Source organism: Bradyrhizobium genosp. P (assembly GCF_049949265.1).
In the GTDB taxonomy this organism is placed as follows: domain Bacteria; phylum Pseudomonadota; class Alphaproteobacteria; order Rhizobiales; family Xanthobacteraceae; genus Bradyrhizobium.
Map to the genome: position 1 here is coordinate 9,125,104 of NZ_CP188195.1, position 19,978 is coordinate 9,145,081.

Sequence of the window (19,978 nt, forward strand, 5' to 3'; positions counted from 1 at the left end):
ATTTTCGGATGTAGTAGTACCCGCCGCAGATGAAGTCTTTCTGAGGGAACATCGTTAGCGAGTCGTTGTCGCGGATCGCGCAATTCGAAATTTTGCCTGAGATATCAATCCGGTAGGCAAGAGTTGCCGGGTATTTACGGGTTTGTGCGTGCTTCATCTGCCTCGCGTCACGACAACAGCGGCGACCAGGCGGGGTCGGAGGCAAAGCCCGGCGTCGGCACCTTCAACTCGTTGCGGCCGGAGACGTCGATGGTGAACAGCGACGGTCCGCTGCTACCGCCGGGATCGCGGAAAAACATCACGACGCGCCCGTTCGGCGCAAAGGTCGGGCCCTCATTGTGGAATCCCGCGGTCAGGATGCGCTCGCCCGAGCCATCGGGCTTCATGATGCCGATCGCGAACTGGCCGCCACCCTGCTTGGTGAACGCAATGTAGTCGCCGCGCGGCGACCACACCGGGGTCGAATAGGTGCCGTCGCCGAATGAGATGCGCTGCGCCGCGCCGCCGGTCGCCGGCATCACATAGATCTGCGGCTTGCCGCCGCGGTCGGATTCGAAGCAGAGCTGCGAGCCGTCGGGCGCGTAGGACGGCGAGGTGTCGATCGCCGGCGTGTCGGTCAGCCGCGTCAGTGCCTTCGAGCGCAGATCCATCACGAACAGATTGGAGTTGCCGCCCTGCTGCAGGCTCATGACGATACGCTGGCCGTCCGGCGAAAAACGCGGCGAGAACGACATGCCCGGGAAATTGCCGACGATCTCGCGCTGGCCGGTCTCGATGTTGAGCAGGTAGACGCGCGGGTCGCCCTGCCCGAACTCCATATAGGTGATTTCCTGGGTCGACGGCGAGAATCGGGGCGTGATCACCAGGTCCGCACCGCGGGTCAGATAGCGCACATTGGCGCCGTCCTGGTCCATCAGGGCCAGCCGCTTGACGCGGCGCTCCGCAGCGCCGCTCTCGTCGACGAACACCACGCGACTGTCGAAATAGCCCTTCTCGCCGGTCAGCCGCTCGTAGATCTGGTCGGAGATGATGTGGGCGATACGCCGCCAGTAATCGGCTGACGTGTCGTAGGCATTGCCGGCGAGTTGCTGGCCGGTGTTGACGTCATAGAGGCGGAACTCGGCCTTGACGCGCCCGTTGGCCTGGCGCGTCATGCGCCCCATCACCAGCGCCTGCGCGCTGATGCTCTTCCAGTTGTTCAAATTGGGCGCAGCGTCGATGTTGACCTGCTTCTCGATAAAGGCGGCCGGGTCGATCGGAGCGAACAAGCCGCTGCGCTTGAGATTGTTGGTGATGACCTGCGCGACGCCGACGCCGACTTCGGTATCGCCCGGCGTGCCAGCGGCGAAGTTCGGGATCGCGATCGGCAGCGGCGCGAAGTCGCCCTCTGGGATGATCACCTTCTTCGGCCCCTGCGCCCAGGCGCCGCGGCTTCCCGCAAACGCGCCGAGCGCGGCCATTCCGGAAATCATCTTCCGGCGGTTCAGGCGGAATGTCATGGCACGCAAATCATTGTTGTCGGTCATTGTCCGTAGACTTTGTTTGTTATTGGCCAAGCGACGCGGTTGCCTCAGCTCTTTCGCTCTGTGAAAACCGGCGCAAAATACTTCCATTCGTCGAAGAAGGCCGCCGGCAGCTTGTACGGCTGGCATTCGATGATCGCCCGCAGCGCGCTCTCCTGGTAGACCCGCAGATAAGGCGTCGCCGGCGTGCCCTCCGGCACCGGCATGCCTTCGAGCGTGCCGTCGCGCTTCAATTTGATGTCGAACACGGATTCGGTTTGCTGCGCCTCGATGCCGCCGTAGGGCTTCTTCCAGCAACGTTCGACCTGCTGCTTGAACATCGCGCCCCAGGTCGCGGAATTGTCGGCGGCCTTGCCCTTCGACGTGCCGAGCGAGGCGTTCGAATTCAGCGTGTCGCCGGTCGCCGCCGCGCGCGTCGGATCGCGCTTGTCGAGCAGCGCCGCGATCTTGCTCTGGTCGAAGGTGCGTTCCTTCGGCTTCTGCTCCGGCGGCGGCTTGGCGGCCTGCTGCACCGGCTTCGGCGGCGGCTTCTTCTCTTCCTTCTTGATTGCTTCCGCGATCGGATCCGGCTTGACCGGGTCGGGCTTCTTCTCGACCGGCTTCGGCTCTTCCTTTGGCTTGTTCTCGACCTTCTTCGGCGGATCCGGCTTCTTGTCTTCCGGCTTCTCCTCCGCCTTCGGCGTCGGCGGCGGCGCGGTGTCGGTCACGACCGGCGGCTTCTTTTCCTCGATCTTGCCGACAGTGTCGTCGATCGGCTTGGCATCGGCGACCTTCTCGACCAGCGGCTTCGGGTTTTCCTTCTTGCCGTCCTTCAGGCCGGCCATGACATGAGACAGCTGGTCGGGAGAGATCACGTCGACGGCGACCGAATCCTCTTCCGGCATGACGTAGGCCCTGGTCGAAAACGTCACGAGGCCCCACCCGATCACGAGGACGTGCAGGGCAATCGACGCCGCCAGAGTCTTGTCGACCTTGACCTTCAATTCAGGCTTCCCCGTGCCGCTTGCCGCACATGGCCTTAGGTGCCCCCCTCCGGGATGATGACGATATTCGCCTTGTACCCGGCAGTCCGGATCTCCCCGAGCAATTTCATCATGTCAGTGTAACAGACGTCCTTGTCGCCGCGCAGGTAAACCACACTTTCGGCGTCCGATCGGGTCTCCCGGATCGCCTTGATCTTGGGCAGCAGGTCGGCGGCTGCGATCGGCGCATCGCCGAGATAAAGATCGACGCTCGAATTGCAGCTGCCGCCCGTGCGCTTGACCGATAGCGTCAAGGGCGGCGCATTCGACGAGATCGACTTGCCGCCGCTGGCGATCGGCAAGTCGATGTCGATGCTCGAGGTCATCAGCGGCGCCGCCACCATGAAGATGATCAGGAGCACCAGCATCACGTCCACCATCGGCGTGACGTTGATCTCGGCCATCACCGGCCTGCGCCCGCGGCGGCGTCCGCCGCCGCTGGACGAACCTGCCATGCTCATCGCCATGATCGTGCGCTCGCAAAGGTCACCATCAAATCCCTCAACCCCGCTCGTCGATCTGACGCGACAGGATGGCGGAGAACTCGTCGGCGAACCCCTCCAGGCGCTGGGCCTGCCGGTTTACCTCGGAAATGAACTTATTGTAGAAAATAGTCGCCGGAATTGCGGCGATCAGGCCCATGGCGGTGGCAAACAGTGCTTCCGCAATGCCGGGCGCCACCACCGCGAGCGAGGTGTTTTTCGAGGCCGCGATCGACTGGAAGCTCGACATGATGCCCCAGACGGTGCCGAACAGGCCGACAAAGGGGCCGGCCGAACCCACCGTCGCCAGCACCAGGAGCCGTCGTTCCAGCCGTTCCACCTCGCGGCTGATCGAGACGTTCATGACCTTCTCGATCCGGGCCTGGAGGCCGGCAAAGGAGCGCGACTGGCCCTCAAAGGAGCGTTTCCATTCCCGCATCGCCGCCACGAAACAGGCCGCCATCGACTGGGTCGGCTTGGCCGACAACGCCCGGTAGAGCTCCTCGATCGACTGGCCGGACCAGAAGGCCTGCTCGAAACGGTCCATCGCGCGCTTGGTGCGGGCGTAGAGCAGGATCTTGTCGATCGCGATGGCCCAGACCCAGACCGAGCAGGACAATAGTCCCAACATGACGCACTTGACGACCCAATGGGCCTGCAAAAACAATGCGATCAGCGACACATCGCTCGATGCCACAGGCAGAGCTGATTGAGCCACGTCGGCGGGATTCATCGGCAATATCCTCTCAACGCAAGTATCCCCATCAGGCTGTCCGCAAATCGGCAGCGGTTCCACGGCCACGCGTCGGGCGCGGCAAAAACTGCGCGAGAGCCTTTTACATCGGTCGCATGGGAGGCCCGTCCAAAGCCGGGCCTTGCTTCCCCTGCCAAGATGTCAAAACGAGGGCTTTTAGCGCGGCATTCCGACCCTAACCAAACGCTAATCATGGTTAAGGCCAGGTTACCAATGGAAGATTCGGGGGCGGGAAATGCCGTTGGGTGAGGTGGTTGCGGGGGTTCGGGGGGCGATCGCTGTGGTAGAGCGTGGGCGCGCTCGCGCTGGCCCTTCCGTCGTCGTCCTGGCGAAAGCCAGGACCCATATGTGGACGGCCCCCGTGGCACAAGAGCTTTTTGAGCGGATCGGATCGCTTGCATCCATATGTCCGGCCTTTTGAGTGCGATCGGATGGATCGCTGGCCAAGATGGTTTGCGCGATGCGAGTTCCAAACAACCACGCGGCCTGTTGACGGCCGATGGGTCCTACGGACTGTCTCGCATCGTTGCTCGATCGATCGCTCCATCTGCTCCTGCAGCTCCGGGTCGGCTGACGAGCGAGCCCGCCAGCCGGCCAATCTGTTAGACGGCGACTGCCGCGGTGGCATTGATCCGTGCGGCGTCATAACTCTCGCCGGTCGCCATCAGCTTCCAGGCGATGCGGGCCACCTTGTTGGCGAGCGCCACGGCGGCAAGCTTCGGTGGCTTGCGCTTGATCAGTGCCAACAGCCAGCGCGAGTGATGGCCGCGCCCGCGTCTGGCCTGCTGGATGACCGCCGTTGCCCCGATCACCAGCAGGCGGCGCAGGTCCTCGTCGCCCGCCCGCGTGATCTTGCCAAGCCTGGTTTTGCCGGCGGTGGAGTGATCCTGGGGGGTGAGGCCGAGCCAGGCTGCGAAGTGACGGCCGGAGCGGAAAGCATGGGGATCGGGTGTCTTCATCACGAGCGTCGTTGCAACGATCGGCCCGACAGAAGGGATCTGCGCCAGACGCCGGCCCACGGCGTCGGAGCGGTGCCAGGCCATCAATCTGGCTTCGATCTCCTGCAGCTCGCCCACGAGTCTGGTGTAGTCGCGGCCCAGCACCGTAAACAGCTCGCGTGCCAGGGCAGGAAGCGTCTCGTCCTGCGCAATCCGCGCCAGCAGCGGCTCGATCTTGTCGGTCCCTTGGGCCCCGATCAGGCCAAACTCCGCCGCATGGCCGCGGATCATATTGCCGAGCTGGGTGCGCCGGGCGATCAATCCAGCGCGGACACCCGTCAGCATCAGCGCGGCCTGCTGCTCGACCGTCTTGACCGGCACGAACCGCATGCTCGGCCGGCTCATCGCTTCACACAGCGCCTCCGCATCCCGACCGTCGTTCTTGTTCCGCGACACATAGGGCTTCACCAATTGCGGCGCCATCAACTTCACCTCGTGGCCCAGCTTGCGAAGCTCCCGTGCCCAATGGTGCGAGGCCCCGCAGGCCTCCATCCCGATCACGGTCGGCGGCAACTTGGCGAAGAACTCCAGCACCTGCTTGCGCGCAAGCTTCTTGCGCAACACAGGCTGTTCCGCCGCATCAACCCCATGCAGCACAAAAATATACTTCGACGTATCCATTCCAATGCGGATAATCTCTCTCACGGACGGCTCCCTTGTCTGAGATTTGCAACAACCTCATTCTGGCACACTGATGCCGTAGGGGGCCGCCACACCATCAACCATCGTATTCGATTGTGAACGGGATCGTGGCCCAGCCGCGTGCAACAGTTCGCATTTGGGGTAATGGATCCCCTGAGTTCTCTCCTGGCTTTCGCCAGGACGACGCCGAGCTTGTAACCCGGCCTGTGGGTCACGCATCCGCATTCTCGCGACACGATTTGCCCGAGCTTTGCATTTCGTTTGCCCTCTCTCTTGGTAGAGGGCGTAGGGAAAGCCGGGTGCCGATCGCACCCATGGGCCCCGTGCAACAAAAAGCACGGGGTAGGACCACAGGTGTAACCGGGAACTCCGGCTTTCCCTGCGCGATGGGTTACGGCTTATACGTGCTCTCCCCGGTGAGACTGGGCTCTTTTGTCACCGCCATCGGCAGGGACGTTAGTCCCTCGCTGATGAGACACCTGCCACTAGGGCGTCAGGCCTGCACGACTTCGCCGTCCGCCTCATGCGCACTCGTCTGTTGCGCAATTCGCGTCCACCGCATCCCACCGCGCGTTCGTGACGTGCGCTCGCCCCTCAATCGGGTGGGACGGGCAAATCTATAGCACTGAGTTGCTCTTCTGATAAATAGAAATATTTTTGTCGTGAGGGCTTGCCCCGTCGGGCAAATCAGTGATTGGCGGCAGGCTTTCGGCAGCAAACCGACGGCAAGCGGCCGCAGCTTACGTCAGCTGCCTGATGATCGCGAGCCCGGCGAACAGGCCGGCGATCGAGAGGATCACCGAGCCGAGCACGTAAAGGACGGCAAGACCGAGTTCGCCGCGCTCGTAAAGCAGCGCGGTGTCGAGCGAGAAGGCGGAGAAGGTGGTGTAGCCGCCGAGGATTCCCGTCATCAGGAACAGCCGCCACGGCTGCGACGCATCGCCCTTGAAGGCGAGATAGCCCGCGACCAGGCCCATCACGGTCGAGCCCGTGATGTTGATGATGAAGGTGCCGTAGGGAAATGCCGTGCCGATGCAGCGCGCGCAGGTGACGTTGACGAGCTGGCGCAAGGTCGCGCCGAGACCGCCGCCGAAGAAGACGAGGAGATAGCTTGTCAGTTGCCCCATGCGCGTTTTGTGCCTTAAGGCCGGGAGCGCTGCAAGAAACAAAAAAAGGGCGGCAGACTGAGCTGCCGCCCCTCAAAAAAAGTTCTCTCCTCGTCATTCCGGGGCAGCCCGCAGGGGCTGAACCCGGAATCTCGAGATTCTCAGATGCGCAAACGCGCATCATAGTTCGATGCTACGCATCGCTCCGGAATGACATGCAGCAAGATCAGCCGGCCTTGCCGAACAGCTCGTCGACATAGTCCCAGTTGACGAGGCTGTCGACGAACGCCTTCAGGTAATCCGGGCGGCGGTTGCGATAGTCGATGTAGTAGGAGTGCTCCCAGACGTCGACACCAAGGAGCGGGACCGCGCCATGGACCAGCGGGTTTTCGCCGTTCGGAGTCTTGGCGATTTCGAGCTTCCCGCCCTTGACCTGCAACCAGGCCCAGCCGGAACCGAACTGGCCGACGCCGGCGGCGGCGAAATCGGTCTTGAACTTCTCGAACCCGCCGAGGTCCTCGTTGATCTTCTTCTCGAGGCGGCCGGGCAGCTTGCTGCCGCCGCCATTCGGCTTCATCCACTTCCAGAAATGGGTGTGGTTGTAGTGCTGGCCGGCATTGTTGAAGACGGCGGCGTTCTTGCCGAACGAGGTCTTCACGATCTCCTCGAGGGACTTGCCTTCGTATTCGGTCCCCTTGATCGCGTTGTTGCCGTTGGTGACGTAGGCCTGATGATGCTTGTCGTGGTGAAATTCCAGCGTTTCCTTGGACATATAAGGCGCAAGGGCGTCATGGGCGTAGGGCAGATCGGGAAGCGTGAAGGTCATGGGGTGATGTCCAACAGTGGTGGGAGACTACACTTAACGAGACCCCCTTATAGAAGGTTCCATCGCGGAGAAACATCGCATTTTGGCAACCGCGGCCGCTTGCTGTAACGCTGTTCGAACAAGCGGTTATGACGGTCGTGCCGCGGAGAGGCTAGCCATATGGGCATCGAAATCGACATCCTCAACGGGGATGCGTCATGGCAGCGCGCCGAACCGTTGCACCAGGCGGTCTGGGGCCGCGATGTCGTCGCAAAAGAGCCTTGGGCGCATATCGAATGGGCGAATGCGGATTTGCGCGTGCTGATCGACGCGCCTGATGACAGCGGGCTGGCCTGCCATGTCGGTATCTACTTCCGGACTGTGACCTGGAATCGCCACAAGGTGCATATCGGCGGTATCGGCGGGGTGGCGACCCGCGAAGATTGCCGGCGGCGCGGCTATGCGAGCCTTGCCATCGAAGCCGCCGTGCACACCATCCGCGCCAATGAGGCGGTGAAATTCGCGCTGCTGGTCTGCGAGCCGCACAATTTCGCCTTCTACCAGGCGCGCGGCTGGCATCCCTTCGCCGGCGAGATCATGTGCGCGCAGCCCTCCGGGCAGGTCCGCTTCGAGGCGATGGCGCCGTTCGTCTACGACATCGTCCGCGCCCCGCGCGACGGCAAGATCGACCTGTGCGGCCTGCCGTGGTGACTTGCGTCGGGTGCTTCGTCGCGTGTCAGGATGGTGGCGCGTGCGGCAGGCTGTCCAGGGCGTCGCCGATCGCAGCATAGACGCAATCGAGATCTTCCGTCGTGACGCAATAGGGCGGCATGACGTAGACGGTATTTCCGAGCGGGCGCAGCAGCACATCACGGCTGGCGAAGAAGGCCTGGAGCCTGGGGCCGACCCCGGCAAGATACCCGGCATCCGCGACCCGGAGATCGAGCGCGGTGATCGTCCCGGTTTGGCGCGCATTGGCGATGCGGGGATCGGTGCGGAACGGCGCCAGCTTTTGCTCCTGCATCGCAACCACATCGGCAAGACGTGCGCGTGTCGCCGGATCCTTCCAAAGCTCGAGATTGGCCTTTGCCGCCGCACACGCCACCGGGTTCGCCGTGTAGGAGCTCGAGTGAAACAGGGTCCGCGAACGATCCGTCGAGTAGTGCGCATCGAAGATCTCGCCGCGACACAGCGTCACCGCAAGCGGCAGAGACCCGCCGGTGAGGCCCTTCGAGTAGCAGGCGATGTCCGGCGACACAGAGGCCTGTTCGCACGCGAACAGCGTGCCGGTGCGCCCCCACCCTGTCATGACCTCATCGGCAATGAACAACACCTGGAACGCCTCGCAGATCCGCTTCATTTCGGCGAGCACTCGTGGGGAATACATCAGCATTCCGCCGGCGCCGAGCACCAGCGGCTCCACCACGAAGGCCGCCGGATTTTCCCTGCGGCAGGTGGCTTCGAGCGCATCGAACGTACGCTGCTCGCCTCCCTGCACGGGAAACGGCACCGAGCTGACGTCGAACAACAGCGGCTCGTAGGTGCGATTAAACGTGCCTCGCGCGCCGACCGACATCGTGCCGATGGTATCGCCGTGGTAGGAATGCTCCATCACGACGATGCGAGAACGCGGCGCGCCGATGTTGCGCCAATAGCCCAGCGCCATTTTCAACGCGACCTCGACACTGGTTGAGCCGCTGTCGGAGAAAAACACGTGGTCGAGCCCGTCGGGGGTGATCTTCAGGATCTCCTCGGCAACCTCCTCCGCGGGTTCGTGGGTGTGGCCGGCGAAGATCACCTGGTCGAGCGTTGCGATCTGCCGCTGGACTGAACTCACGATGTGCGGATGACAGTGCCCGTGGGTCACAACCCACCAGGATGCGATGGCGTCGATGATACGGCGACCGTCGGCGGTGTAGAGATAAGCGCCTTTGCCGCGCGTGACCTTCGTCATCTCCGGCTGCAGTGCGTGCTGGGTGAAGGGATGCCAGATCGGCGTCCGCGGCTTCGTCGCCGCTTCGTCGCGTCTCATGTTTCGAAGTCGCGCCGGAGGAAGGCTGCGTTGAAGGCCGTCCGCAGTTCTGCGTGCCGTAAATTGGCGAGCCATGGCAGCCGGCCGAGCCGCCGGACCTGGCCAAGCTTGCAGATGATGCCCTCGCTGTCGGCGTGTTCATCGCCGATGAAGGCGACGCCGCGTATGTCGATGCTGCGCCGGCGCAATGCCTCGATCGACAACAGGGAGTGATTGATCGTGCCGAGCGTCGTTCGCGCACAGAGCACGACCGGCAGGCGCCAGCGCGCGAAGACATCGAGATAGAGCGTCTCGTGCGTGAGCGGCACCATGACGCCGCCCGCTCCCTCGATCACGAGAGGCCGCGCTCTTGTCTCGGGCGGATCGAGTGCCGCGACATCGATTGTCAGTCCATCGATATCCGCCGCCAGATGCGGCGATGCCGGCGTATTGAGGCGATACCGCTCGGGAAGGATTCGATCGTGGGACAGCGCCCCGAGCTGTGCAACCCGCTCCGCATCCGTCTCGCCATCGAGGCCCGCCTGCACCGGTTTCCAGTAGTCGGAGCCGAGGAAATCGGCGAGCCCGGCCGAAAACACGGTCTTGCCGATGCCGGTATCGGTTCCGGTGACCACGAAGCGCCGGCTCATGAACGGGCCTCGCCGGCAACTTCATTCAGCGCCGCGAGCATCGCCCGGATTTCGGCTTCGGTGACGTTCAGCGTCAGGGAAATGCGCAGGCGCGCCGTGCCGGGGGGCACCGTCGGCGGCCGTATGCCTCTGATGTCGAAGCCGCGCGCTTGCAGCGCCGACGCCAATGTCATGGTCCGCGCGTTGTCGCCGACGACATAGGGCAGGATCTGCGAACCCGACGGCTGCCAACCGCCATGCGCACGGATTTCCCGATCGGTGAATGCGACCAGATCGGCCAGCCGGCGCTGCCGCTGCGGTTCGTCCCGCAGGATCGCCAAGGCTTCGCAGACCGCCACGGCAATCAGCGGAGACGGCGCAGTCGCGAACACGAACGGCCGGCCGCGATTGACCAGGAAGTCGCGCAACACGCGCGCTCCCGTCACCAGTGCGCCCACCGCACCAAGCGCCTTGCCGCAGGTGTGGATCACCACGAGGTTCTCGCGCCCCTCGAAGGCCGCCGTCAGGCCCCGGCCCTGCTCGCCATAGACCCCGGTGGCATGGGCTTCGTCGACGATCAGGAAGCCGTCATGCCGATCTGCAAGCGTGACAAGGTCCGCCAGTGGCGCGAAGTCGCCATCCATGCTGTAGACGCTCTCAACCACGATCCACACCCGGCCGACACCACCGTCGGCGCGCCAGGCCCGGATCACGCGTTCGACCGAATCCGGATCGTTATGCACGCTCAGGCGATAGTCGGCCCGCCCGGCCCGTGCGCCTTCATGGATGCTGGCGTGGACCAGCGCATCGAGAACCAGCAGGTCGCCGCGTTGCGGCAAGGTGGTCAGGACGGAAAAGTTCGCGACATACCCGCCGCCAAAGAACAACGCCGTCTCGGCATGGAAGAACTGCGCGGCTTCGGCCTCGAGGCGCTCGTGCTCCTCGCTGTTGCCGCGCAACAGCCGCGAACCTCCGGCGCCGACCGGCGTGCCGGCCTCCAACGCCGCCGCAAGCGCCCGGCGCATGCGCGGAGCGCTCGCAAGGGCAAGATAGTCGTTGGAGACGAAATCGATTCCGGCGCGGGGCTGCAACGCGCGCAGCCGATCGTCGCGCTGCAAATCCTGCAGCGCTGATGCATACCCTGCCAGCAGCGCGGAGCTTGCTGCGTTCATGTCATATCCTCCGAATGGTCGATGCGATCGGTCCGAACAGCACAAGGCATGCGCCGGCCGCCGATCCCCTGCGGGATCGGATGCGACGCGCATCACCGTGCAATCGTTTTTAAAGCTGGTCTCAGCCGGCCTGGATCATCCCAGGATCATGCGCAGCGTCGGCCCGCGCAGCGGCTGCGGCCGGCGTCCTGATCCCGAGGCGATCGAGCAAATCCATGTCGCGATCGCGTTGCGGGTTCTTGGTCGTCAGCAGCACGTCGCCGATGAAGATCGAGTTCGCACCGGCCAGAAAACACAGCGCCTGCAGTTCGTCCGTCATGTATTGGCGGCCGGCCGAGAGCCTGACGACGCTGGTCGGCATCATGATGCGCGCAACGGCGACGAGGCGGACCAGCGCAATCGGATCGGGCCGATCGGCGGTGTCGTTCACCGGCACGCCTTCCACCTTGTTCCAGAGGTTGATCGGCACGCTCTCCGGCGGACCAGACAGGTTGGCCAGCACCAGCAGCATCCCGAGCCGGTCTTCCACCTGCTCGCCCATGCCGATGATGCCGCCGCAACACAGCTTGAGGCCCGCTGACCGGGCCTGCTCCAGCGTGTCGATGCGATCCTGGAGCGTTCGGGTGGTGATGATGCGGCCGTAGAACTCGGGAGAGGTATCGATATTGTGATTGTAGAAATCGAGACCCGCGCCGTGCAGCCGCTCCGCCTGATTGGCGGTCAGCATCCCGAGCGTGGCGCAGGTTTCCATGCCGAGGCCCTTCACCGCCGTGACCATGTCGCAGACGTGATCGAGATCGCGATCCTTCGGATTGCGCCAGGCCGCGGCCATGCAGAAACGGCTCGCGCCGGCGTCCCTGGCCCGCTTCGCGGTTTCGACGACGGTGCCCAGATCCATCAGGCGGGTGGCCTTGAGGCCGGTGTCGTAATGCGCGCTCTGCGAACAGTAGCCGCAATCCTCCGGACAGCCGCCGGTCTTGATGCTGAGGAGGCTCGCGAACTCGACCTGGTTGGGATCGAAATGGCGCCGATGGACGCCCTGCGCCCGGAACAGCAGATCTGCGAACGGCAGAGCATAAAGTGCCTCGGCTTCGGCACGGGTCCATTCGCGGCCGCTGCTGTCTAGGTGGACAGTTTCATCAGGTCGGGGAGCGTTCATCGGATTCCTCGTCTTTTATAGATAATCGTTGATATTATCTATAATATGGCCTAAGAATCTGAGGGTAGCAGGAAAAATTCCACCTGCACCAACTATTGCAAGAGATAATCTATAATCATGCCCGGCGAGAATTTCACGACAGCCACGCGAATTGCCCAGGCCATCGGCGAGCGCATCATTGATGGCACACTGCTGCCGGACGCCCCGCTGCGGCAGGATCATGTTGCGCAGGAATTCAACTCGAGCCACGTGCCGGTGCGCGAAGCCTTCCGGCAGTTGGAGGCGCAGCATCTTGCCGTCAGCGTGCCGCGGCGCGGCGTCCGGGTCGCACCGCTCGATCCGAAATCGGTCCGCGAAATCGCCGAGATGCGTGCGGCGCTCGAAGCGCTGGCGCTGAAACATGCGGCCCCCAAGCTGACGCCGGCCCATTTCGCGCGCATCGAGCAGGCCCTGATCGAGGCCGACAGCGCGACGACGATCAAGGACTTCGAAGCCGCCAACCGCGGCTTCCACCTCGCCTTGGTTGCGCCCTGCGCCATGCCTCGCCTGCTGGCCAGTCTCGACGGCTTGCAGCTCGCCAACTCCCGCCTGGTGTTCGCCTCCGCGCGCAGTGCCGCCTGGAAGCCACGGTCCAATCTGGATCACCGCGTGATCGTCGACGCCTTGCGCCGGCACAGTGTCGAACAGGCCTGCCAGTTGCTCGCACGCCACATCCAGACCATCGAGCGCCTCGCGATCCCCGCTGCCTGAGACGCAATCAGGATTTGCACCGGGAGGCCGCGGGCGCGCTGGCATTTGGTGATCGCGAGAATATTACATTGCAGAAATCTTCCGGCTTGATATGCAGGCCAGCTTTTTGGGGGAATGAATCATGGCCTGCAGATTTGGACATGTTGCCGCAATCCTTGTGGCGATGCTCGCCGTGCCTGCCGCCTACGGCCAGGGCGCGGCTGAGCCGACCGGCGTCTGGCAAACCCAGGCCGGCGACGCCCGTGTCAAGGTCAGCAAATGCGGCGGCGGCATCTGCGGCGTGGTCGTCAGCCTGCGCGACCCGATCGATCCGATGACCGGCAAGCCGCAGGTCGACAACAAGAATCCGAACCCGTCGCTGGCCAACCGGCCGATCATCGGGCTACCGCTGTTTTCCGGCATGCGCCCCACAGCCGAGGGCAAATGGTCGGGCCAGATCTACAACGCCGACGACGGCGGCACCTATGCCAGCAGCGTCACGGTAACCAGCGAGAGCACGTTGCGTGTCGAAGGCTGCGTCGGCGCACTGTGCGGCGGCGAGACCTGGACACGGGTCGGACGCTGATCTCCGCGCTTCTTTAAGCCACACGCGCCTTCAGCGCGGTGGCCGCCGCAGCGTAGCCGCCGCGGGCGCCGTCGATGAAGTGGACGTGGTCGGCGCGCATCACCGATGGTGTGAAGCAGGTCATCATCGCGGCATCCTGGCGATGCAGGCCGTAGCGCACGATGCCCTGCGCGGCCGCGGCCACAAGCCGCTGCTCGAGCGCTGTCGCGAGCTCCGGCGTGCAGTCCAGGATCATGCGCAGGCCGTCGTCATATTTGCGGAAGTCGGAATTCTCCACGACCTGCCGCACAAACGTCTTCGGCACGAAATTGCCGACCGTGATGCCGAAACGCAGCAGCAGATAGGCCCACAGCGTGAACCCGAGCACGACGACGCGCTGCTTCGCCAGCGAGCCGCCGCGGCGCGTGGCGCGCACCTCGTAGTCGACGCCCTGCGGCGGCCAGCGCAGCGGCGGACCGGCCGGCGGCACCGGCCGCCCGGCGTCGGGGCTGGTCTCGACGGTTGCGATGACGTCCTCGATCACCTTGCGGAAGGACGCGGGATCGGCGCCTTCGACCGGCATCACCAGCACCGACAGGATGATGCCGCGGACGGACGGCATCTCCTCGAAGCGGCAGGAAAGTCCGGACAAATCGGGCTGCGTGCCCGGCGGTGCAGGATCGATCGCGAACTCGCCGCGCTTCATCGCGGCATCAGCGAAGGCAAGGCCGCCGCCGGAGAACATCGCATAGGATAGATTGACCGACGGCCCGAAGCGCGCGACGCGCACGTCGGCGCCCGCCGCGCGGATCGCCGCGACCGGCACCAGCGCCACACGCATGACAAGATCGAGATCGTCGCGAACCCAGCTTGCGGTCGCCGCCAGCGCCTCGCGAGCTTTCTCAAGATCGGTGGGCGCGACCGCGAAGCTTGCGCCGTCGCCGCCGAACACGAAGGGAAATTCACGGCCGTCCAGCGCATTGGTGGCGGCTGCGATCGCCGCGGCGCCGGCCATGTTGACCGCCTTGTAGCGCTGCGCCGCGATCGCCTTGGTCGATTCCACGATGTCTGCGATGCCGACCGTCCAGTCGTCGGGCAGTGGCGAATACATCGTGGGGTCCATCAGGCGCGCAAAGCTGCGAAACACCGGAATGCCGCCGTAGAAGATGTCGCTACCGGTCTCCATCGCACCGCCGTGCCGCTCCGCCATGTAAGCTCTGTAGCAGATACACGGCGGTTTGGGATCGGGTTTTGCCGGTCAAGCCGTTGTAGCCCGGATGCGCCCTACGCCGCCTCGCCTGCGCGTCGCCACGGCGGAAACGGATCGCGCAGATGGGCCCAGGCCTTCGCGTCCATGCCCGGTTTGCCTTCGACGAGGCAGGCATCGAGCCGCGCGCGAATCTCCGGCTCATTCATGCCGGCGCCGATGAAGACGAGCTCCTGCCGGCGGTCGCCGTAGAGGTCGTTCCAGCTCCGGTTCATCGTCTTCCGCCAGTCCGGATCATCGGGCCAGCGCTCGCGCGGGATCGCCGCCCACCACGAGCCGAGGCCCTCGGTCCTGACGATCGCCCCGGCCTGGTTCATCTCGCCGCACCAATCCGGGCGCGTCGCGATCCAGAAATGGCCCTTGGCACGGATCACGCCGCTCCAGGGCTGGCGCAGGAAGGCGTGAAACGGCACCGGATCGAACGGACGCCGCGCGCGATAGACGAAGCTCGAGATGCCGTACTCCTCGGTTTCGGGGACATGCTCGTCAAAGCCGTAGAGCTCCTTGTGCCAGAGCGGATGCTGCTGCGCGCGCTCGTAGGCAAAGCGGCCGGTGTCGAGCACGCGGTTGAACGGGACCCTTGCAAAGCTGGCCTCGACGATGTCGGCGTCGGGATTGAGCGCGTGCACGATGGTGCGCGCGGCCTCGCGCTCGGCATGGGTCGCGGCATCGACCTTGTTCAGCACGACGACGTCGGCGAATTCGATCTGCTCGACCAGCAGATCGACCAGCGTGCGCTTGTCGCCCTCGAGCGCTTCGCCGCGCTGGCTGAGGAAGTCGGTCGAGGCGTAGTCCTTCAAGAGATTGGCGGCATCGACCACCGTGACCATGGTATCGAGCCGCGCGACGTCGGACAGGCTCGCGCCATCCTCGTCGCGAAATTCGAAGGTCGCGGCGACCGGAAGCGGCTCGGAGATCCCGGTCGATTCGATCAGCAGATAGTCGAAACGACCGCTCTCGGCGAGCGCACGCACCTCTCTCAGGAGGTCCTCGCGCAGGGTGCAGCAGATGCAGCCATTGGTCATCTCGACCAGCTTCTCGTCAGTCCGGGACAGGTTCGCACCGCCGTCGCGAACTAGGTCGGCGTCGATGTTCACCTCGCTCATGTCGTTCACGATCACCGCAACCTTCAGGCCGTGGCGATTGTTCAGGACGTGGTTCAGCAAAGTGGTCTTTCCAGCCCCAAGGAAGCCGGACAAGATGGTGACGGGGAGTTTTTGCATCGAGATCAAACAGTTGCCGGAGGGACAGGCGGCGGGGCACGGGCTACGAGTTAGATGTAATGTTATAACATAACATCAGCGACGACGAGGCTTGTCAAGGTCGGAGGCGGAGGCTCGATGACGACCGAGTGGCCGCGTTCCCTTCGCCGGCGCAGGGCGCGCCGAGAGAGCCACGCAAGTGTGTCCTGCTTCACGCGCGCGTTTTATTTCGGGTTGTATTGTCCGAGAGACACTCGCCCGAACCCGAAAGGATTGCGCCGTGACCCTCGTCTACGGATTCGTCAAGACCCAGGTGACCTCCGAGCCCAGGATGAAGCCGTCCCGTCGCGGGCACGAGACGCAGTTTCACCTGCACTGCAATCTCGACGTCGATGGCGACCGGTGGGACGTCGCCATCAATGTCGGCACCAATGACGCGGACGACCTCCTGAAATACAAGCTCGTCTTCGACTTCCGCCATCCGGTGATCCAGACCCTTGCGGCAGCAAATAGCGGCTCCAACCCGCTGACCGGGCAGAAGGGGTTGCCCGCGCTCGATTTCCTGCGCAGCGATCTGCTCGCCAACACCGGCAAATGGCGCGACAGCGACGTGATGGACGGCTCTGATGACGTCGAGCCGGCGGCATCGCTGACGCGGCTGTTGTCGCGCGCGCACCAGGAGAACCGCGACGTCTACATCTTCGGCCGCTTTTTCGAACAGGGTGACGGCTTGCACGACGTCCATCTCAACCAGGGTTCGACCAAGGGCTTCATCCATCGCCCCGGCGACGATTCCAACGACCACAACGACGTCTGGCAGGACGGCGCGGTCATGGTCGATCTCGGCGAACCGGAATGGGCCGCGTATGTCGCGGCCTTCAATCAGCAGATCGTCCCAACCGACGATCTCGGCAATCCGCTGCCGGGCGGAGCGACAATTTCGTAGCCGTATTCGTAGTCGTAGCCCGTCATCCTGAGGCGCTCGCGTAGCGAGCCTCGAAGGATGCACGGCCCCGCTGGTGGCCGTCGATCCTTCGAGGGCCGCTGAAGAAGCGGCCACCTCAGGATGACGGGGATAGATAGAGTGCTTCTTGCGGAGAAAGCGATCTACCCCTGCCCCACTCCGCGCAGTACGAGCTGGTTGAGGCGGCTCGCGAAGGCGGCGGGGTCATCGGGCATTTCGCCGTCGAGGATCTGCGCCTGTTCGAGCAACAGGAAGGACAGGTCCTTGGCCTGCGCCGTGTCGGTCGCAAGTGCTGCGACCAGCGGGTGGCGCAGATTGATCTCGAGGATCGGTCTTGTGATCGCGCCGCGGTTCTGCTCGGCGAGCAGCCGCTCGAGCGCGCGGTCGCGCGCGTCGCCGCCGGCGACCAGACAGGAGGCGCTCGAGGTCAGCCGCTGCGAGGCGCGGACGTCGGAGACGCGCTCGCCCAGCGCATCCTTGACGATCGCGATCGTCGTCGCCGCGTCGGCAACCGGCTCGCCTTTCTTGTCGTCGGTTTTCTCGTCAAGCTGCGGAATCAGGCCGAAATCGATGTCGCCCTGGCTCAGCGACTTCAGCGGCTTGCCGCCGAACTCGAGCGGCGCCGAGGTCCAGAACGCGTCGACGGGATCGGTGAGCAGCAGCACCTCGATGCCGCGGGCGCGCGCCGATTCCAGCTTCGGATTAGCCTTCAGCCGCTCGAGGCTGTCGCCGACGAGATAATAGATATCGGTCTGGTTCGGCTTGAGATCGTCGACATATTGCTTGAGCGAGCGCTTCTCGCCTGAGGTCGTGGTGAATCGCGCCAGCGCCAGCAGCTTGTCGCGCCGCTCGAAATCCTCATAGAGGCCTTCCTTGATGACTGGGCCGAACGCGTCCCAGATCTTGGCAAAGGTGTCCGGCTCCTTCTCACCGAGCGTCTCAAGTTCGCCAACGACGCGGGTGGTGACCGCTTTACGGATCTGCGCAAGCTGCGGATTGTTCTGCAGCATCTCGCGCGAAATGTTGAGCGGCAAGTCCTCGCTGTCGATCACGCCGCGGATGAAGCGCAGATAGGCCGGCAGCAGCTCGGCGTCGTCGGCGATGAAGACGCGGCGAACGTAGAGCTTGACCTTGCCCTTGCGCTCGACCTGGAACAGATCGAACGGTTTGGTCGACGGCGCGAACAGCAGCACGGCGTAGGATTGCCGGCCCTCGGCGCGGTAATGCAGCGTCATCGCCGGCTCGTCGAAGGCACCGGCGATCTGCTGATAGGCCTGCTTGTAATCGTCGCCCGTCAGCTCGGATTTCGACCGTTGCCACAGCGCGCTCGCCGAATTGATCTGACGCGGCTCGCCCTCTTCCGGCACCAGGAGGATCGGAAACTGGATGTTGTCGGAATACTCGCGGACGATGCGCTCGATCTCGTGGGTCTCGAGATATTTTGCCGCGTCCTGCTTCAGGTGCAGCATGATCTCGGTGCCGCGCGTGACACGCTTCGCGTCTTCTTCGCCGGCCGGCGCGATCTCAAAACCGCTGCCGCCTTCCGACGACCATACCCACACCTCGTTTGAGCCGGCACGGCGGCTGGTCACGACGATCTTTTCGGCGACCATGAAGGCGGCATAGAAGCCGACGCCGAACTGGCCGATCAGGTTTGCACCGTCCTTGGCTTCAGTCAGCTTCGACAGAAACGATTTGGTGCCCGAGCGCGCGATGGTGCCGAGATTATCGATCAACTCCTGGCGGTCCATGCCGATGCCGGTATCGACCACGGCAAGTGTCTGGGCCTTCTTGTCCGGCACGATCCTGATCTCCGGCGGCGCGCCGTCGGTAATCAGGTCAGGGTTGGCGATCGCCTCGTAACGCAGCTTGTCGCAGGCGTCGGACGCATTCGAGATCAATTCGCGGAGGAAAATGTCGGTCTCGGAGTAAACCGAATGCACCATCAGGTGCAGCAGTTGGGCGACCTCGGCCTGGAACGGCTGGGATTCGGCTGTAGCAGTGGTGGTCATGGGGAACTCGGGCAATCCGGGGTGGCGGGAAAGCTCTGATATAGCGCCACCCTATCGCGTGGCAAGATTTGCGATCGCGGCGACCGGGTGCGGGGCTGGAAACCTCAGCCGGGGTCGGAAATGGCGGCGATGTAGCGCTGAACCGAGCGATCGAACGCTGCTTTCGCGTCGGAGGCGATGTTCTTGCCCCACCAGGCGCCATAGATGCGATCAAAGGCCAGCGGGGCGATCGCGTGCGCGATGGTGCGGATAGCAGCAGCGTTCAGCGGAATGTAGTTCGGATAGCTGTACATGAAGCTCACCGAGCGGCGATCCATCGCGACCATCGCGATATCGCCGGTGAGCAGCGCCCCGCGTCCCTCCGCGCCGGCGCGCCAATGCAGCACCGTGCCACCGGCGAAATGCCCGCCGGCCCGCACCAGCACGATGTCATCGGAGATGGGGTGGCTGTCGCCGCGCCACGGCACGATCGCGGGATGCGGCCGTGTCACCCATTGCGCGTCGTCGCTGTGGAGATAGACCGGCGCGTTGCCGAACGCGGCGCTCCAGTCGGCGACCGCGCCATAATAGTGCGGATGCGAGATCGCGATCGCCTTCAGCCCGCCGAGCGAAGCGACATGCGCGATCGCCTCCGCAGTCGCCAGCGGCACGCAATCCCACATCACGCAGCCGCCGCCGTCAGGGATCAGCAGCGCGCGCTGCCCGATTGCGAACGAGGGCTCGAGGCCGATCCCGGCCAGGCCCAGATCGTCGCGAAACACAAGCCGGTGCCGCTGCGCGAGCGCCTCGCGCGTCAGCCACGCCTGCCCCTTCCAGTTCACATATTGCCGTTCGTCCTCGCAGATCGGGCAGGACGGCGGCGGCGCCGCGGCCTCAGGAAATTGTGCGCCGCATTGTTGGCAGGTCCAGAGAGGCATGGCTGATCCTCTTTTTCTT

General features: G+C 64.1%; 19 protein-coding genes. 4 read left to right on the forward strand and 15 right to left on the reverse strand.

The features are described from left to right. Nucleotides 1–167: 167 nt before the first annotated feature. The 7 genes from tolB to ACP2YO_RS43830 form a co-directional block, all read right to left on the reverse strand. On the reverse strand, nt 168–1,499 hold the full coding sequence (gene tolB, locus ACP2YO_RS43800) for a Tol-Pal system beta propeller repeat protein TolB (RefSeq protein WP_426443468.1): 1,332 nt from the start codon (nt 1,497–1,499) through the stop codon (nt 168–170). 71 nt (nt 1,500–1,570) lie between these two features. Then, a complete protein-coding gene (locus ACP2YO_RS43805) occupies nt 1,571–2,506 on the reverse strand; it encodes a cell envelope integrity protein TolA (RefSeq protein ID WP_426437351.1) in 936 nt (311 codons plus the stop codon). A gap of 35 nt (nt 2,507–2,541) precedes the next feature. Further along, the gene (locus ACP2YO_RS43810; protein WP_426437352.1) at nt 2,542–3,012 is read right to left on the reverse strand and encodes a biopolymer transporter ExbD; all 471 of its coding nucleotides are present in this window, start codon (nt 3,010–3,012) and stop codon (nt 2,542–2,544) included. A 34-nt stretch (nt 3,013–3,046) separates the two neighbouring features. After that, nucleotides 3,047–3,760 (reverse strand): protein TolQ, encoded by a 714-nt coding sequence (tolQ, locus tag ACP2YO_RS43815; protein ID WP_426437353.1) that lies wholly within the window; start codon nt 3,758–3,760, stop codon nt 3,047–3,049. Between the two features lie 623 nt (nt 3,761–4,383). Beyond that, nucleotides 4,384–5,424: an IS110 family transposase gene (locus tag ACP2YO_RS43820; RefSeq protein ID WP_426434447.1), complete on the reverse strand. Its 1,041-nt coding sequence runs from the start codon at nt 5,422–5,424 to the stop codon at nt 4,384–4,386. 737 nt (nt 5,425–6,161) lie between these two features. Beyond that, the gene (crcB, locus tag ACP2YO_RS43825; protein WP_426437354.1) at nt 6,162–6,548 is read right to left on the reverse strand and encodes a fluoride efflux transporter CrcB; all 387 of its coding nucleotides are present in this window, start codon (nt 6,546–6,548) and stop codon (nt 6,162–6,164) included. Nucleotides 6,549–6,753: 205 nt separating this feature from the next. After that, nucleotides 6,754–7,353 carry a superoxide dismutase gene (locus tag ACP2YO_RS43830; RefSeq protein WP_426437355.1) on the reverse strand — a complete coding sequence of 200 codons (600 nt, stop codon included), beginning with the start codon at nt 7,351–7,353 and terminating at the stop codon, nt 6,754–6,756. Nucleotides 7,354–7,512: 159 nt separating this feature from the next. Between ACP2YO_RS43830 and ACP2YO_RS43835 the strand changes: the two genes are divergently transcribed. Further along, nucleotides 7,513–8,043: a GNAT family N-acetyltransferase gene (locus tag ACP2YO_RS43835; RefSeq protein ID WP_426437356.1), complete on the forward strand. Its 531-nt coding sequence runs from the start codon at nt 7,513–7,515 to the stop codon at nt 8,041–8,043. Nucleotides 8,044–8,068: 25 nt separating this feature from the next. Here ACP2YO_RS43835 and ACP2YO_RS43840 read toward each other — a convergent pair whose 3' ends face one another. The 4 genes from ACP2YO_RS43840 to bioB form a co-directional block, all read right to left on the reverse strand. Further along, nucleotides 8,069–9,364, reverse strand: coding sequence for an adenosylmethionine--8-amino-7-oxononanoate transaminase (locus ACP2YO_RS43840; RefSeq protein WP_426437357.1), 1,296 nt, complete (start codon nt 9,362–9,364; stop codon nt 8,069–8,071). Next, nucleotides 9,361–9,993, reverse strand: coding sequence for a dethiobiotin synthase (bioD, locus tag ACP2YO_RS43845; RefSeq protein WP_426437358.1), 633 nt, complete (start codon nt 9,991–9,993; stop codon nt 9,361–9,363). The genes ACP2YO_RS43840 and bioD overlap by 4 nt, the downstream gene beginning before the upstream one ends. Then, nucleotides 9,990–11,144, reverse strand: a complete 1,155-nt coding sequence (locus ACP2YO_RS43850) for an 8-amino-7-oxononanoate synthase (RefSeq protein WP_426437359.1) — start codon at nt 11,142–11,144, stop codon at nt 9,990–9,992. Before ACP2YO_RS43850 ends, bioD begins: the two co-directional genes overlap by 4 nt. A 121-nt stretch (nt 11,145–11,265) precedes the next feature. After that, nucleotides 11,266–12,303, reverse strand: a complete 1,038-nt coding sequence (gene bioB / locus ACP2YO_RS43855; protein ID WP_426437360.1) for a biotin synthase BioB — start codon at nt 12,301–12,303, stop codon at nt 11,266–11,268. Between the two features lie 117 nt (nt 12,304–12,420). Here bioB and ACP2YO_RS43860 point away from each other — a divergent pair, with 117 nt between their 5' ends. Both ACP2YO_RS43860 and ACP2YO_RS43865 read left to right on the forward strand, forming a co-directional pair. Next, the gene (locus ACP2YO_RS43860; protein WP_426437361.1) at nt 12,421–13,053 is read left to right on the forward strand and encodes a GntR family transcriptional regulator; all 633 of its coding nucleotides are present in this window, start codon (nt 12,421–12,423) and stop codon (nt 13,051–13,053) included. A 121-nt stretch (nt 13,054–13,174) separates the two neighbouring features. Next, nucleotides 13,175–13,618, forward strand: a complete 444-nt coding sequence (locus tag ACP2YO_RS43865; RefSeq protein ID WP_426437362.1) for a DUF2147 domain-containing protein — start codon at nt 13,175–13,177, stop codon at nt 13,616–13,618. Nucleotides 13,619–13,631: 13 nt separating this feature from the next. Here ACP2YO_RS43865 and ACP2YO_RS43870 read toward each other — a convergent pair whose 3' ends face one another. After that, nucleotides 13,632–14,807 carry a DUF3095 domain-containing protein gene (locus ACP2YO_RS43870; protein ID WP_426437363.1) on the reverse strand — a complete coding sequence of 392 codons (1,176 nt, stop codon included), beginning with the start codon at nt 14,805–14,807 and terminating at the stop codon, nt 13,632–13,634. 74 nt (nt 14,808–14,881) lie between these two features. Beyond that, on the reverse strand, nt 14,882–16,087 hold the full coding sequence (gene zigA / locus ACP2YO_RS43875) for a zinc metallochaperone GTPase ZigA (RefSeq protein WP_426437364.1): 1,206 nt from the start codon (nt 16,085–16,087) through the stop codon (nt 14,882–14,884). 259 nt (nt 16,088–16,346) lie between these two features. Between zigA and ACP2YO_RS43880 the strand changes: the two genes are divergently transcribed. Next, nucleotides 16,347–17,012 carry a DUF2278 family protein gene (locus ACP2YO_RS43880; protein WP_426437365.1) on the forward strand — a complete coding sequence of 222 codons (666 nt, stop codon included), beginning with the start codon at nt 16,347–16,349 and terminating at the stop codon, nt 17,010–17,012. A gap of 161 nt (nt 17,013–17,173) precedes the next feature. On the opposite strand, the gene htpG is transcribed toward ACP2YO_RS43880, so the two are convergent. After that, nucleotides 17,174–19,042, reverse strand: a complete 1,869-nt coding sequence (gene htpG, locus ACP2YO_RS43885; protein ID WP_426437366.1) for a molecular chaperone HtpG — start codon at nt 19,040–19,042, stop codon at nt 17,174–17,176. Between the two features lie 104 nt (nt 19,043–19,146). Continuing rightward, nucleotides 19,147–19,959, reverse strand: a complete 813-nt coding sequence (locus tag ACP2YO_RS43890) for an MBL fold metallo-hydrolase (protein ID WP_426437367.1) — start codon at nt 19,957–19,959, stop codon at nt 19,147–19,149. Nucleotides 19,960–19,978: the final 19 nt, after the last annotated feature.

Excerpts from the sequence above, each read along its gene's own strand:
- tolB (WP_426443468.1), bottom strand. The coding sequence starts at position 1,499 with ATGACATTCCGCCTGAACCGCCGGAAGATGATTTCCGGAATGGCCGCG.
- ACP2YO_RS43810 (WP_426437352.1), bottom strand. The coding sequence starts at position 3,012 with ATGGCGATGAGCATGGCAGGTTCGTCCAGCGGCGGCGGACGCCGCCGC.
- tolQ (WP_426437353.1), bottom strand. The coding sequence starts at position 3,760 with ATGAATCCCGCCGACGTGGCTCAATCAGCTCTGCCTGTGGCATCGAGC.
- crcB (WP_426437354.1), bottom strand. The coding sequence starts at position 6,548 with ATGGGGCAACTGACAAGCTATCTCCTCGTCTTCTTCGGCGGCGGTCTC.
- ACP2YO_RS43830 (WP_426437355.1), bottom strand. The coding sequence starts at position 7,353 with ATGACCTTCACGCTTCCCGATCTGCCCTACGCCCATGACGCCCTTGCG.
- ACP2YO_RS43835 (WP_426437356.1), top strand. The coding sequence starts at position 7,513 with ATGGGCATCGAAATCGACATCCTCAACGGGGATGCGTCATGGCAGCGC.
- ACP2YO_RS43840 (WP_426437357.1), bottom strand. The coding sequence starts at position 9,364 with ATGAGACGCGACGAAGCGGCGACGAAGCCGCGGACGCCGATCTGGCAT.
- bioD (WP_426437358.1), bottom strand. The coding sequence starts at position 9,993 with ATGAGCCGGCGCTTCGTGGTCACCGGAACCGATACCGGCATCGGCAAG.
- ACP2YO_RS43850 (WP_426437359.1), bottom strand. The coding sequence starts at position 11,144 with ATGAACGCAGCAAGCTCCGCGCTGCTGGCAGGGTATGCATCAGCGCTG.
- bioB (WP_426437360.1), bottom strand. The coding sequence starts at position 12,303 with ATGAACGCTCCCCGACCTGATGAAACTGTCCACCTAGACAGCAGCGGC.
- ACP2YO_RS43860 (WP_426437361.1), top strand. The coding sequence starts at position 12,421 with ATGCCCGGCGAGAATTTCACGACAGCCACGCGAATTGCCCAGGCCATC.
- ACP2YO_RS43865 (WP_426437362.1), top strand. The coding sequence starts at position 13,175 with ATGGCCTGCAGATTTGGACATGTTGCCGCAATCCTTGTGGCGATGCTC.
- ACP2YO_RS43870 (WP_426437363.1), bottom strand. The coding sequence starts at position 14,807 with ATGGCGGAGCGGCACGGCGGTGCGATGGAGACCGGTAGCGACATCTTC.
- zigA (WP_426437364.1), bottom strand. The coding sequence starts at position 16,087 with ATGCAAAAACTCCCCGTCACCATCTTGTCCGGCTTCCTTGGGGCTGGA.
- htpG (WP_426437366.1), bottom strand. The coding sequence starts at position 19,042 with ATGACCACCACTGCTACAGCCGAATCCCAGCCGTTCCAGGCCGAGGTC.
- ACP2YO_RS43890 (WP_426437367.1), bottom strand. The coding sequence starts at position 19,959 with ATGCCTCTCTGGACCTGCCAACAATGCGGCGCACAATTTCCTGAGGCC.